Annotated in this window: 13 protein-coding genes and 1 pseudogene; 6 read left to right on the top strand and 8 right to left on the bottom strand. The window is 62.0% G+C overall.

All coding sequences use genetic code 11. The annotated features are described in order from the left end of the window. Window positions 1-158: 158 nt before the first annotated feature. Window positions 159-1,334 (top strand): thiolase family protein, encoded by a 1,176-nt coding sequence (locus AACX99_RS18550; protein WP_339413907.1) that lies wholly within the window; start codon window positions 159-161, stop codon window positions 1,332-1,334. Between the two features lie 126 nt (window positions 1,335-1,460). On the opposite strand, the gene AACX99_RS18545 is transcribed toward AACX99_RS18550, so the two are convergent. The 6 genes from AACX99_RS18545 to AACX99_RS18520 all read right to left on the bottom strand — a co-directional run bounded on the left by AACX99_RS18545 (window position 1,461) and on the right by AACX99_RS18520 (window position 6,776). After that, window positions 1,461-2,069, bottom strand: coding sequence for a DUF2846 domain-containing protein (locus AACX99_RS18545; RefSeq protein WP_339413906.1), 609 nt, complete (start codon window positions 2,067-2,069; stop codon window positions 1,461-1,463). Between the two features lie 75 nt (window positions 2,070-2,144). Continuing rightward, the gene (locus AACX99_RS18540; RefSeq protein WP_339413905.1) at window positions 2,145-3,302 is read right to left on the bottom strand and encodes a phospholipase D-like domain-containing protein; all 1,158 of its coding nucleotides are present in this window, start codon (window positions 3,300-3,302) and stop codon (window positions 2,145-2,147) included. A gap of 97 nt (window positions 3,303-3,399) precedes the next feature. After that, complete coding sequence (locus AACX99_RS18535) at window positions 3,400-3,738, bottom strand: amidase (protein WP_339413904.1); 339 nt, start codon at window positions 3,736-3,738, stop codon at window positions 3,400-3,402. Beyond that, the gene (locus tag AACX99_RS18530; RefSeq protein WP_339413903.1) at window positions 3,735-4,859 is read right to left on the bottom strand and encodes a serine hydrolase domain-containing protein; all 1,125 of its coding nucleotides are present in this window, start codon (window positions 4,857-4,859) and stop codon (window positions 3,735-3,737) included. The genes AACX99_RS18535 and AACX99_RS18530 overlap by 4 nt, the downstream gene beginning before the upstream one ends. 122 nt (window positions 4,860-4,981) lie before the next feature. Beyond that, window positions 4,982-5,767: an MBL fold metallo-hydrolase gene (locus AACX99_RS18525; RefSeq protein ID WP_339413902.1), complete on the bottom strand. Its 786-nt coding sequence runs from the start codon at window positions 5,765-5,767 to the stop codon at window positions 4,982-4,984. 121 nt (window positions 5,768-5,888) lie between these two features. Then, entirely contained in the window at window positions 5,889-6,776 is an 888-nt protein-coding gene (locus tag AACX99_RS18520; RefSeq protein ID WP_339413901.1) for an acyl-CoA dehydrogenase, read from the bottom strand. Between the two features lie 300 nt (window positions 6,777-7,076). On the opposite strand from AACX99_RS18520, the gene olsB reads away from it, so the two are divergent. Together olsB and AACX99_RS18510 are read left to right on the top strand one after the other, a co-directional pair. Continuing rightward, on the top strand, window positions 7,077-7,835 hold the full coding sequence (gene olsB, locus AACX99_RS18515; RefSeq protein WP_090249004.1) for an L-ornithine N(alpha)-acyltransferase: 759 nt from the start codon (window positions 7,077-7,079) through the stop codon (window positions 7,833-7,835). An 83-nt stretch (window positions 7,836-7,918) separates the two neighbouring features. Next, on the top strand, window positions 7,919-8,713 hold the full coding sequence (locus tag AACX99_RS18510) for a lysophospholipid acyltransferase family protein (protein ID WP_339413900.1): 795 nt from the start codon (window positions 7,919-7,921) through the stop codon (window positions 8,711-8,713). Here AACX99_RS18510 and AACX99_RS18505 read toward each other — a convergent pair. Then, window positions 8,710-9,294: an acyl carrier protein phosphodiesterase gene (locus AACX99_RS18505; RefSeq protein WP_339413899.1), complete on the bottom strand. Its 585-nt coding sequence runs from the start codon at window positions 9,292-9,294 to the stop codon at window positions 8,710-8,712. The genes AACX99_RS18510 and AACX99_RS18505 overlap by 4 nt on opposite strands. A 127-nt stretch (window positions 9,295-9,421) precedes the next feature. On the opposite strand from AACX99_RS18505, the gene AACX99_RS18500 reads away from it, so the two are divergent. From AACX99_RS18500 to AACX99_RS18490, 3 genes are read left to right on the top strand one after another with little or no spacing between them, the layout of a single operon-like run. After that, window positions 9,422-9,724, top strand: a complete 303-nt coding sequence (locus AACX99_RS18500) for an ArsR/SmtB family transcription factor (protein ID WP_339413898.1) — start codon at window positions 9,422-9,424, stop codon at window positions 9,722-9,724. A 38-nt stretch (window positions 9,725-9,762) separates the two neighbouring features. Further along, complete coding sequence (locus AACX99_RS18495) at window positions 9,763-10,929, top strand: MFS transporter (RefSeq protein ID WP_339413897.1); 1,167 nt, start codon at window positions 9,763-9,765, stop codon at window positions 10,927-10,929. A gap of 17 nt (window positions 10,930-10,946) precedes the next feature. Further along, a complete protein-coding gene (locus AACX99_RS18490) occupies window positions 10,947-11,996 on the top strand; it encodes an alkene reductase (protein WP_339413896.1) in 1,050 nt (349 codons plus the stop codon). A gap of 28 nt (window positions 11,997-12,024) precedes the next feature. On the opposite strand, the pseudogene AACX99_RS18485 reads toward AACX99_RS18490, so the two are convergent. Continuing rightward, window positions 12,025-12,141, bottom strand: a pseudogene (locus AACX99_RS18485) (IS1595 family transposase); the annotation flags it as partial.

Genomic DNA, 12,141 nt, shown 5'->3' with positions numbered 1-12,141 from the left:
TCAGTGCGGCCAATCTAGAGCCCCAGCCGCTTGCTCAAATCAGCCCAAAGAATGATTTTTTGCGTGACTCTTTGGGCATTTTTAGTCACGCAGTAGAATCGGTGGCTTGCATTCAATGTGTTTGGCTGCGATTTACTACAAGAACGAGGAGTTTCCCGATGTCCGATATCGTCATCGTCAGCGGCGCACGTACGCCGATGGGTGGTTTTCAAGGCAGCCTGTCGAGCATTGCTGCGGTTGACCTGGGGGCGGCCGCCATTCGCGCGGCAGTTGAGCGTTCCGGCATTGCGCCTGCCGACGTGCAGGAAGTGATCATGGGCTGCGTACTACCCGCCGGCCTTAAACAGGGCCCGGCACGTCAGGCATCGCTGAATGCCGGCCTGCCCGCCGCCACCGGCTGCACCACGATCAACAAGCTCTGCGGTTCGGGCATGAAAGCCGTGATGATGGCGTTTGATTCGCTCAAGGCCGGCAGCAATAACGTGATGATTGCCGGCGGCATGGAGAGCATGTCCAACGCGCCCTACATCATGACTAAAGCCCGCGCGGGGCTGCGTATGGGCCACGGCGAGATCAAGGACCACATGTTCCTCGACGGCCTGGAAGATGCACGCACCGGCCGCCTGATGGGCTCCTTTGCCCAGGAAACCGCCGACCAGTACGGCATCACCCGTGAGCAGATGGACGCCTACGCCATCGAATCGCTGAAACGTGCCCAGGCCGCCATCGCCAGCGGTGCACTGGATGCGGAAATCGTCCCAGTCACCGTCAGCGGCCGCAAAGGTGATGTCGTGGTCAAGGATGACGAACAGCCGCTAAATGCCAACCTGGAGAAGATCCCCGGCCTGAAACCGGCCTTCCGCAAGGACGGCAGCATCACCGCGGCCAACGCCAGCTCGATCTCCGACGGCGCCTCGGCGCTGCTGCTGATGACCGCCGAGGAAGCTGCAAAGCGCGGCCTTAAGCCACTGGCGAAGATCGTCGCCCACGCCACCCAGAGCCAGGACCCTAGCGAGTTCACCATCGCGCCGATCGGCTCGATCAGCAACCTGCTGAAGAAAACCGGCTGGGACAAGGCCGAGGTTGACCTGTACGAGATCAACGAAGCCTTTGCCATGGTCACCATGCTGGCCATCCGTGAACACGGCCTGGATCACGCCAAGGTTAACGTTTACGGCGGCGCCTGCGCCCAAGGCCACCCGGTCGGCTCTACCGGCTCGCGGATCATCCTGACCCTGATCAATGCGCTGAAAAACACCGGCGGCAAGCGTGGCATCGCTTCGCTGTGCATCGGTGGCGGCGAAGCGACGGCGGTAGCGGTTGAGCTGATCTAAAAGGATCGACGCATGGCCGCAATGGCCATGCTCACGTTGCGGTAACAGGCCAGCCTTGCGCTGGCCCAACGCGTTAAAGCCTGCCGGACTTTGCCACAGTAGAGCAGCGTGAAGTTCGACAGGCTCCTAGATGCCGATTTTGTCCAGCGACTTGCCAACCTTGCGCCAGAAGCTGCGTTGCATGCGCTCGGTTTCACCGCTGGCGGCAATCCGCTCGAAGGGCTGCACTTCATGGGTGGCGCCGATTTCCGTATCTGCCACTGCCTTGGCTACCAGTTGTAACGGGCCATCGCCCTGGCTGGGCGCCTGCTCGTTAACCGGTGGTGGGTTGAGCTCGTCATAGCGTAGGTAGTAGATACCGCCGGCTTCGGCATCCAGGGTGAAACTGCTAATCAGGGTGAAGTCCAGCGGGCCATCGGCGAAGAAGGTCCAGTGCGTGCCAAACAGCGGCCGGCGCATCTCCAGCTGGTAACTGGCGGTATCGAACTCCAGCACCATATAACCATTGCTCGGCAGGCTGCCGATGCGCGCGTTATTCAGAAACAGCGCAGGCGCTTCCATTTCCTGATCGGCCCAGTCACTTTGCGGGCGGTATAGGTAGACCAACGCATGGTTGTCATCACTGAGCGCATGCTCACGGAATGCCTCACCCTCGGTTGCACCAAAAAACGCGCCTGGGGTCGAGCAACCACTCAAGGCAATCAGCAACACAGCAAGCCAGGGCAAAGCACGCATCGACAGCATCCTTATCGGTGTAATCGGCCGAGCATAACCCTGCCTGGCACTGCCTACACCCGACAAAAGTGCGGGTCAGCGGCGACGATCAAGCACATTGACCACCAACTGATCCAGGGCTCCCCACACCGACTGCTGCAGCCGTCGCCACCAGGGCCGCGCGCGCCAATCAGCCAGGGTAATTTCCTGGCTCTCGGCAAAGTCCGCCTGAAAGCTTGCCGCCACACTGGCGGTAAACTGCGGGTCCAGCGCTTCCAGATTGGCATCCAGATTGAAGCGCAGGTTCCAGTGATCAAAATTGCACGAGCCAACGCTGACCCAATCATCCACCAGCACCATCTTCAGGTGCAGAAAACGCGGCTGATACTCGAAGATGCGCACCCCGGCCTTGAGCAACGTGGGGTAGTAGCGCTGGCCGGCAAAGCGCACCGCTGGGTTATCCGTGTGTTGCCCGGCCAATAACAAACGCACCTCAATGCCGCGCTTTGCAGCCTGGCGCAGGGTGCGGCGCACGCGCCAGGTAGGTAGAAAATAAGGCGTCGCCAGCCAGATACGCTGCTTGGAGCCACGCAATGCACGCACCAGCGAGAGCAGTATGTCGCGATGCTGCGAGGCGTCTGCATAGGCCACGCGCCCCAAGCCCTGACCCAGAGCAGGCAATGCCGGCAGGCTCTTCAAGCGCAACGGCATACGGGGTCGCCAGACGATCCAGTCCTGACCCGCCTGCCACTGCCGTTCAAATAACTGTTGCCAGTCGGCCACCAGCGGCCCGCTGATTTCCACCATGACCTCGTGCCAACGGCTGCTGGGGTATTCCGGATGCCAAAATTCATCCGTCGCGCCCGTGCCACCGATAAAAGCAAACTGCCTATCAACCAATAACAACTTGCGGTGATCACGGTGAAAGTTGCGCAGGCCATGCTTCCAGCGCAGCGGGTTGTACCACTGCACCTGCACGCCGGCTGCCTGCAGGCACTGCCGATCAGCGCTGTACAACCGTTGCCCACCAAAGGCATCCAACAGGCATCGCACGGCAACGCCGCGCTGGGCGGCAGCGCACAAGGCATCAAGCAAAGCGCTGCCGCAGGCGCCGCTTTCCACCAGATAAAGTTCCAGTTCGATCTGCTTCTGCGCCGCATTGATGCGCGCCAGCATCTGCACAAAGAACTGCGGCCCGTCGATCAGCAGCGCCAGCGTGTTACCACGCCGCCAGGGAAAGACGTTATGCGGCATAACCATTCATTCTGGGCATTGCGTCTCACGCATCGTGAATAGGAGACGCCACCATAGCGGCCCGGCAGAGCCTTGCAAACCCTGCCCGGCCTTACCCTCAGGACTCGGGCAACGCAGCCGCTTGCGGCAGCAACTGGCAGCCCTGACGTGGCCCCAGCCACTGCGCAGTTTGAGTGCTGCCCAGACCGCGCGCCGTCACGCGTTTATTGGCTTGATCATCGAAGAAGCCTGAAAGCGCAACATACTGCGCCACATACGCCTCACAGTAGTCGGCCGGGTTGTTCACCACATAGCGACACGAGCAATACTCCTTGGCCGAATAAGCACCGACGATGCCTGGGAAGGCCTGCAGGTGCATGCGGTTCTGCCAGGCCAGCGCGGCGAGCAACAGCGCAAGAAGCAGCAACAGACTACTGAATGGACGACGGCGGATCATGGCTGCACCTCCTGGGCCAACGCGGCGAGAACCAGCTTGAGGAAATGGTTGCGATCAAAACTGCCATCGCGGTCATCGGCATAGCGCACGATCAGCAGGTTCTCGCTGGCGATCACATAGAGTCCCTGCCCCCAATGCCCGGACGCCACCAGAGTGTCCTCGGGCGCATCCGGCCAGGGCCTGCTCGCCCCAGCCACCGCAGCGTTAAGCCACCAGTGCCCGCCAGGCACCGCCTCACCGGCTAGCTCGGCCTGCGGCTGGTAATTGGCAAAGGGCGTACGGTTGAACTCGACCCAGGCTTTCGGCAGCAACTGCTGCTCGCCCCAACGGCCATCGCGCTGCATCAGCAAGCCAACGCGGGCCAAGTCGCGGGCACTCATATAGGCGTACGAGGAACCGACAAAGGTGCCCGCCGCATCGCGCTCCCACACGGCAGTCTTGATTCCCAGCGGGTCGAACAGCGCAATCCAGGGGTAATCGGCGTAAGCCTCGGCACCAACCATGTTCTTCAACGCGGCGGCCAGCACATTCGTGTCACCACTGGAATAGCGAAAGCGCTCGCCCGGCTCGGCATCAGCGCTGTGCGCAGCTGTAAACGCCGCCATGTCACTGCGACCGCGAGTGTAGAGCATTGCCACCACCGAGGACTTCAGCGGCGCGTATTCATAGTCTTCCTGCCAGTCCAGGCCCGAGACCCAGTTGAGCAAATGCCCGACCTTGACCTGCGGATGTGCGGCAAATGGCGGGTAGTAATCGGCCACCGGGGCATCCAGGCGAAAACGCCCCTGCCCATAGGCCACGCCCATCGTGGTGGCCAGCAGACTCTTGGCCATCGACCAGGTCAGATGCGGCGTAGCAGCAGTCGTCGGCGCGGCGTAGCGCTCATAAACCACCTGACCATCGCGGATCACCAGCAGGGCGTCGGTGCGCACACCCTTGCGGGTGGCGTCATCACGGGACGGGAAGGCGTAGCTTTCTAGCTCGCTAAGCGCGCTACTGGGCGCGGCTAACTGGCTGTTCCAGTCTTCACCTGGCCAGTTTTCGGCCTGCGCTGCCGCGCAACCCAAGCTGAAGGCGCACGCCAGGATCAGCCGCCGTGCGGGAAAGAGAGAGAAGGACATTGCGCTGCCTCTGCGGGATCGGAGGCGGCACCCTAGCATGCGTTTGACGCCGACAAAAAGCGCCGAACACGCCGGTTTACCCAGTGATTCGGCGCGAAAAGTCACTGCGCAAACTTAGGCCGCTATTTCGGCAGGCGGTAATCCTCCGGCCCCATCAAATCCATGCCGCACTCCAGATTCTCGATCCAGTAGAGGAAGGCATTGATCATTTCCGCGCCGACAAAAGGCCGGCCGTGCTGTGGCACGATCATCGCCACATCCATCTCACGCACCATCGCCGCCCACAGACGGCAAACCTTGTTGCTAGCCATATAGCGTCGGTGAAAACCGAGCATGTTCGGCACATGGTTGATGAAGTCCGTTACCGGATGCGCGTCGTCGACCAGCGAGGCGCCCATGTCACCGGAGAACAGGATTTTGCTCACCGGGTCATACAGCTGAAAGTTGCCCACCGAATGAAGAAAATGCGCCGGCACCGCCTTGAGCGTGCATTTGCCCAGGGCAAACGACTGACCGCGATCCGGCAGCGCGATGATTCGGTCAAAGGTATTGATGCCGCGGCTGAGCGCCAGGTAGTTGGCCGTCAGGTGCGGCAGAAAGCGCGCCCAGAGCTTGGAGCAGATCACCCGCGCACGGGTGTGCAGAAGCCATTTGTCCAGCGAGGCGATGATGTCCGGGTCCTGGTGCGAGGCGAAGATATAGGTCAGATCCTGCACCGGAATATGCTTGGACAGCTCCAGCGACAGCGGCGTGTAGGTCAGGTCGCCGCCCGGATCGAGCAGCAGGTATTGCTCGTTGTCGGTAATCAGAAACTGGTTGGACTGCACGCCCTCCCCGCTGACCAGGTCATCGAACATCATGCATTGATGCTCGCCGTTATCGAACAGCACTATGGGCTCGCGTCGCATGGCAGGCTCTCTCCCGAAAGCCGGCGAGCTTAACCACCTGCCGTCATCGGCTTACTGATCTGGATCAAGCCGGCCGACATGCATCGGTAAACCGTAGCCCGGGCTACATCCGCGCCATTAATTAGAGAGTTATGCCAAGAACTGCCTGCGCCTTTTGCAAACGCTTGCCACGCGCGCTGCCGGCAATAGCCAGCAACCCTTTATCGCGTTGCCAGAGTTGCGCCCAGTGCGCATCACCGGCGGCAAAGGCGCTATCGAGCTCGGCACGCAAGCTGTCGAACTGGGCAAATAGCCCGGCCAGCAACAGATGGCCGGAAGCCGAGTTCGGGCATTGCCGCGCCACTTCTACACAACCCGCTAACAGACCGAGCAGGCGTAACTGTAGGGCCTGCGTCCAGACCGACTCCTGACCCACCCCGATAAGCCAGGCTGTCAGCGCCGCCAGCACGTGAGTATCCTCCAAGGTGCGGAAAGGTTTTACGTAGTCATCCCAGCCATCACCAGGCAGTCGTTCGCACTGCGCTCCTTGCAGATGCAAACGGCCGTGGCTGATATCCGGCATCAGTGGTAACGCTGGCAGTGTCTCGATCTGCACACCCGGCGCACCACTGCGCACCACGCCCAAGGCCAGTTGTACCGACACACCGGTAGCGTCCTCACGAGCGGCCACCAGCAACCAGTCGGCGGCTTCGGCGGCGGTGACAAAATCCTTGCGGCCATCCAGGGTCAGGGCGTTGATTCGCGTATTCATATCCGCCGGGCGGGTGCTGCGGTTCTCGGTCACGCACAGCGCGCCCAGAGTCCAGGGCGCAGCCGGCCAAAGCGCACGCAACGCGCCTTGGTAGCCGGCGAGAAACGCCAGCCCCGGCGTCGCCGCCAGCCGTCCGCCGAGCAGGGCTAACTGCAACGGGGTTGGGTTACCTACACGCTCAAGCAAGCTGGCGTACCACTCCTCCAACCCCGCGACCGGCAGACGCGCTTGCGGGCTAAACAACTGTTGCCAGGGCATGCATTGCTCCTTGTTGGGGTCAACAGACCCTCGTGAAATCACTGTCACACAAGCATCACCAAATATTCACGGAGATGACACCGCCGCTCCCTAGCCTGAGCTTGCCCAACAAGATCGACCGGCTGCAAGGCAAAAGCCGGCTAACTAGGCCAAGTGAAAACGTCGCGAGCGAAGGTTAGGCAAGGCGAAAGCAAGCGAGGAAGCGGAGTGTACGAGTTGTACATGAGCATTCCGAGGTTGCTTTCAACGCGGCATAACCGAGCGCAGTAGTTTTCACACGGCCGAAATGGAGATGACGGCATGACCCAGATGGCAATCACCCGCGACCGCACTACCCCCGCTCGTCGCCTGCAGGCCGAGCGCTTACACGGCGCTGCCGCCCTGCGCGAAGCCCAGGCGCTGCGTTTTCGCGTATTCAGCGCCGAATTCGATGCCAAGCTCAAGGGTGCCGAACTGGGCCTGGACATGGATGACTACGATATTCACTGCCAACACATCGGCGTGCGTGACCTCAACAGCGGTGAGCTGGTGGCCACCACCCGCCTGCTCGACCATCGAGCAGCCGCCAGCCTGGGGCGTTTCTACAGCGAAGAAGAATTCAGCCTGCATGGCCTGCCGCACCTCGAAGGCCCGGTGCTGGAGATCGGCCGCACCTGCGTCGACGCGGCCTACCGCAACGGCGCCACCATCGCCGTGCTCTGGGGCGAGTTGGCCGAAGTGCTCAACGAAGGCGGTTACCGCTATCTGATGGGCTGCGCCAGCATCTCCATGCAGGACGGCGGCATCCAGGCCCAGGCGATCATGCAGCGCCTGCGCGAACGCTACCTGTGCACCGAACACCTGCGCGCCGAACCGAAAACCCCGCTGCCGGCGCTGGATGTGCCGAGCAACGTAATCGCCGAAATGCCGCCGCTGCTCAAGGCCTATATGCGCCTGGGCGCGAAGATCTGCGGCGAGCCATGCTGGGATCAGGATTTCCAGGTTGCCGACGTGTTTATCCTGCTCAAGCGCGACGAACTCTGCCCGCGCTATGCACGGCATTTCAAAGCCGCTGTTTAACAGCAGGTCGGAGTAATCTTGCACAACTCGCCGGCACTCTGTAGACAGTGCCGGCGTTTGTGTTTTTGTCGCGAGAGTGTTCGATGAAGAAAGTGCGTTTATACCTGCGCCTGGCGCGCCTGCTGCTGGTGATCAGCCTCGGCACCCTGCTGGCCGGAGGCATCACTTTGCTTGAACGCCTGGTGCGGCATGACCTGATGCCGACCCGTCAGCGCCTGACCCGCTGGTTTCTAGCGCGTCTGGCAGGAGCGCTGCCATTCCGCTTGCAGGTACGGGGCGAGCTGCCGCGTCAGCCGATGCTGTGGGTCAGCAATCACGTGTCCTGGACCGATATTCCGCTGCTCGGCATGCTCACCCCGCTGTCCTTTCTGTCCAAGGCCGAGGTGCGTACCTGGCCAGTGGCTGGCTGGCTGGCGCACAAGGCCGGCACCCTGTTTATCCGCCGCGGCTCAGGTGATAGCGGCCTGCTCAGCCAGCAGCTGGGCAACCACTTGCAACGCGGGCGCAACCTGCTGATCTTCCCCGAAGGCACCACCACCGATGGCCTCGGCCTGCGCACCTTTCATGGCCGCTTGCTGAGCAGTGCGATCGACAGCGGCGTATCAGTACAGCCGGTGGCCATCCGCTACCTGCGCGACGGCAAGCCCTGTAGCGTTGCGCCGTTTATTGGTGACGACGACATGCTCTCGCATCTGCTGCGTCTGCTAAGCAGCGAGCTGAGCGAAGTGCAGATCCAGCTGCTGACGCCGATTGCCAGCAGCGAGCTGAACCGCAACGCCCTGGCCCGTGCAGCGCAGCAAGCGATCAATCATGCACTGTTTGGCGCGTCAGACATCGCTGAAACAGCAAGAACGGAAACCGAAAGCCAGGCCGCCTAACCGCCTAGCCCACGCTCGCGAGCAACGAAGGCCTGTAGCTCAGGATAGAACTGGCGAAAATCCTCCAGCAGCGGCTGATACAGCCGCTCCAGCTCGGCGGCACCGCCGGCCAGCAAGCCCGGCCGCGAAAGCCGCCGATCAATCCCCGCGACCACCTGCTCCAGCACGGCGAACTCGCGGTAACTGCCCAGCCAGTCCTGCGCGGCCATGCGCGGCGCAATACGTGCCAGGCGCTCGGGTAAGCGCGGCTCGGCGGCCAGCACCTGATACACCCGCCCAGTAAAATGCGGCAGCGGCTCGGCGGCATAGTCGCCCCAATTCAGCGCCAGGCAGTGATCGAAAAACACATCCAGCAAGATACCGCTGTAGCGCCGCCGCTCTAGGGCAAAACGCGCCCGCGCCTGCGCTTGCAGCGGATGACTGTCGGTGAATACATCGATGCGTCGGTGCAGGCGGATCGCCGCCTCGATATCCGCCGGCCACTGCCCGACCAGCGGCCCTTTGACGAAATCGCCATACAGGCTGCCGAGCAGCTGTGCCGGGGCGTCGCCGCCGAGATGTAAGTGCGCGAGGTAATTCATGGCCACAGCTTACACATCAGCCGCCGTGATGATGACTATCGCCACGAACGATCTGTATATCGCCATGAACCGATATAAGGTTCGCCCCATCGCGATATGACGTTACCGCACACAGGGGATACCCCGCATGCAACTCGACATTGATGAAGTGATCAAGGCCCTGGCTCACCCCGTGCGGCGTGACATCCTGCACTGGCTGAAAGACCCACAGGCGTATTTCGCTGACCAAGAGCACTCGCTGGAGATCGGTGTGTGCGCCGGCAAGATCGATCAGCGCACCGGGCTGTCGCAATCCACAGTCTCCGCGCACCTGGCAACCCTACAGCGCGCCGGTCTGGTGAGCAGCAAGAAGGTCGGCCAGTGGAACTTCTTCAAACGCAATGAAGAGACCATCCAAGCGTTTCTCAACCACATAAGCCAAGCGCTTTAAACCAACTTTTACATTCACTTTTTTCAGGAGCTGACGGCATGCCTGCAGCGCTTCTCGTCCTCGCTTTGTCCGCGTTTGCCATCGGCACCACGGAATTCGTCATTATGGGCCTGCTGCCGGAAGTCGCCGGCGACCTTAACGTGTCGATTCCAGGTGCCGGCTGGCTGGTCACCGGTTACGCCCTCGGTGTGGCCATCGGCGCGCCCTTTATGGCCCTGGCCACTGCCAGCTGGCCACGCAAAGCGTCACTGCTGACGCTGATGAGCATCTTTATCGCCGGCAACCTGTTCTGCGCCCTGGCCAGTGACTATCAGATGCTGATGCTCGCCCGGGTGATCACCGCCCTCTGCCATGGCGCGTTCTTCGGCATCGGCTCGGTAGTAGCTGCCAGCCTGGTGCCGGCCAATCGCCGCGCCTCGGCGGTGGCGCTGATGTTTACCGGGCTGACCCTGGCCAACGTGCTGGGCGTGCCACTGGGCACCGCCCTCGGTCAGTACGCCGGCTGGCGCTCGACCTTCTGGGCCGTGACCCTGATTGGGGTGATTGCCCTGATCGGCCTGTGGCGCGTACTGCCCAATAAAACCGATGAAGCCAAGGCCGACTTCGCCAGTGAAGTGCGCGCCCTGCGTGGTGCCGGCCTGTGGCTGGCGCTGAGCACCACGGTACTGTTCTCCGCGTCGATGTTTGCCCTATTCACCTATATCGCGCCGCTGCTCGGTGAAGTGACCGGCATATCGCCGGCCGGTGTGACCTGGACCCTACTGCTGATCGGTCTCGGCCTAACCCTCGGCAACGTACTCGGCGGCCGCCTGGCTGACCGCAGCCTGAAAGCCACCCTGCTCGGCGTGTTTATCGCCATGGCAGTGGTCTCCACTCTGTTCAGCTGGACCAGCCAGGCGCTGATCCCCGCCGAAATCACCCTGTTCCTTTGGGCCACTGCGGCGTTTGCAGCCGTGCCCGCGCTGCAAGTCAACGTGGTGGCCTTCGGCAGCGGCGCACCGAACCTGGTGTCGACCCTGAATATTGGCGCCTTCAACCTCGGCAACGCCCTCGGCGCCTGGGTAGGCGGCCTGGTGATTGCCGAAGGTTTCGGCCTGACCCGCGTGCCCCTGGCCGCTGCCGCCCTGGCTGTACTGGCGCTGCTGGGCACCCTGCTGACCTTCAGTACCCGTAGCCCTGAACCACAACTTGCACTCAACGAATAACCCGAGAGGACCATCCCATGACTACGCTTTTCGACCCGATCCAGATTGGCGATCTACAACTCAACAACCGCATCATCATGGCTCCGCTGACCCGCTGCCGCGCCGATGAAGGCCGCGTGCCCAATGCGCTGATGGCCGAGTACTACGTACAACGTGCCAGCGCCGGCTTGATCATCAGTGAAGCCACCTCCGTAACCCCAATGGGCGTCGGCTACCCGGACACCCCCGGCATCTGGTCGGCTGATCAGGTACGCGGCTGGAGCAATATCACCAAGGCCGTGCACGCCGCAGGCGGCAAGATCGTCCTGCAGCTGTGGCACGTTGGGCGCATTTCCGACCCGATCTACCTGAACGGTCAACTGCCGGTCGCGCCGAGCGCCATCCAGCCCGCGGGCCACGTCAGCCTGGTGCGCCCGATGAAGGATTTCGTCACCCCGCGCGCCCTGGAAACCGAAGAAGTCGCTGATATCGTCGAGGCCTATCGCCAAGGCGCGGAAAACGCCAAAGCCGCCGGTTTTGATGGCGTGGAAATCCACGGCGCGAACGGTTACCTGCTCGACCAGTTCCTGCAAAGCAGCACCAACCAGCGCACTGACCGTTACGGCGGCAACCTGGAAAACCGCGCACGGCTGCTGCTGGAAGTCACCGATGCGGCAATCGAAGTCTGGGGCGCTGGCCACGTTGGCGTGCACCTGTCGCCACGGGCTGACCTCCACGATATGGGCGACGCCAACCGCGCCGAGACCTTCACCTACGTGGCGCAGGAGCTGGGCAAACGCGGCATCGCCTTTATCTGCGCCCGTGAGCAGGAGGCCGACGACAGCCTGTCACCCAGCCTGAAACAAGCCTTCGGTGGGGTATTTATCGCCAACGAACGCTTTACCAAGGATCAGGCCAATGCCTGGCTGACTGAAGGCAAGGCCGATGCGGTGGCCTTCGGCGTGCCGTTTATCGCCAACCCGGACCTGCCCGCGCGCCTGGCGCAAGATACCGAGCTGAATGCGCCACACCCGGAAACCTTCTACAGCCAAGGCCCGGTCGGCTACCTCGACTACCCAACGCTGTAACACGGTGGTTCAACCGGCATAAAAAAGGCTATGTCCCAATCGCGTGTTGCATGGTCCGACCAACCGCCTCCTGGATACAGTGAACGGGCTGAATACGCTGCTGATAGCGTTCAAGCATGCGGCGCCAGCCCAGGTAGTTCGGGAG

Source organism: Pseudomonas sp. EA_35y_Pfl2_R5 (assembly GCF_963970805.1).
Taxonomy (GTDB): Bacteria; Pseudomonadota; Gammaproteobacteria; order Pseudomonadales; family Pseudomonadaceae; genus Aquipseudomonas.
This window is presented reverse-complemented; position numbering and strand designations above follow the sequence as displayed.

Excerpts from the sequence above, each read along its gene's own strand:
- AACX99_RS18550 (WP_339413907.1), top strand. The coding sequence starts at position 159 with ATGTCCGATATCGTCATCGTCAGCGGCGCACGTACGCCGATGGGTGGT.
- AACX99_RS18545 (WP_339413906.1), bottom strand. The coding sequence starts at position 2,069 with ATGCGTGCTTTGCCCTGGCTTGCTGTGTTGCTGATTGCCTTGAGTGGT.
- AACX99_RS18540 (WP_339413905.1), bottom strand. The coding sequence starts at position 3,302 with ATGCCGCATAACGTCTTTCCCTGGCGGCGTGGTAACACGCTGGCGCTG.
- AACX99_RS18535 (WP_339413904.1), bottom strand. The coding sequence starts at position 3,738 with ATGATCCGCCGTCGTCCATTCAGTAGTCTGTTGCTGCTTCTTGCGCTG.
- AACX99_RS18530 (WP_339413903.1), bottom strand. The coding sequence starts at position 4,859 with ATGTCCTTCTCTCTCTTTCCCGCACGGCGGCTGATCCTGGCGTGCGCC.
- AACX99_RS18525 (WP_339413902.1), bottom strand. The coding sequence starts at position 5,767 with ATGCGACGCGAGCCCATAGTGCTGTTCGATAACGGCGAGCATCAATGC.
- AACX99_RS18520 (WP_339413901.1), bottom strand. The coding sequence starts at position 6,776 with ATGCCCTGGCAACAGTTGTTTAGCCCGCAAGCGCGTCTGCCGGTCGCG.
- olsB (WP_090249004.1), top strand. The coding sequence starts at position 7,077 with ATGACCCAGATGGCAATCACCCGCGACCGCACTACCCCCGCTCGTCGC.
- AACX99_RS18510 (WP_339413900.1), top strand. The coding sequence starts at position 7,919 with ATGAAGAAAGTGCGTTTATACCTGCGCCTGGCGCGCCTGCTGCTGGTG.
- AACX99_RS18505 (WP_339413899.1), bottom strand. The coding sequence starts at position 9,294 with ATGAATTACCTCGCGCACTTACATCTCGGCGGCGACGCCCCGGCACAG.
- AACX99_RS18500 (WP_339413898.1), top strand. The coding sequence starts at position 9,422 with ATGCAACTCGACATTGATGAAGTGATCAAGGCCCTGGCTCACCCCGTG.
- AACX99_RS18495 (WP_339413897.1), top strand. The coding sequence starts at position 9,763 with ATGCCTGCAGCGCTTCTCGTCCTCGCTTTGTCCGCGTTTGCCATCGGC.
- AACX99_RS18490 (WP_339413896.1), top strand. The coding sequence starts at position 10,947 with ATGACTACGCTTTTCGACCCGATCCAGATTGGCGATCTACAACTCAAC.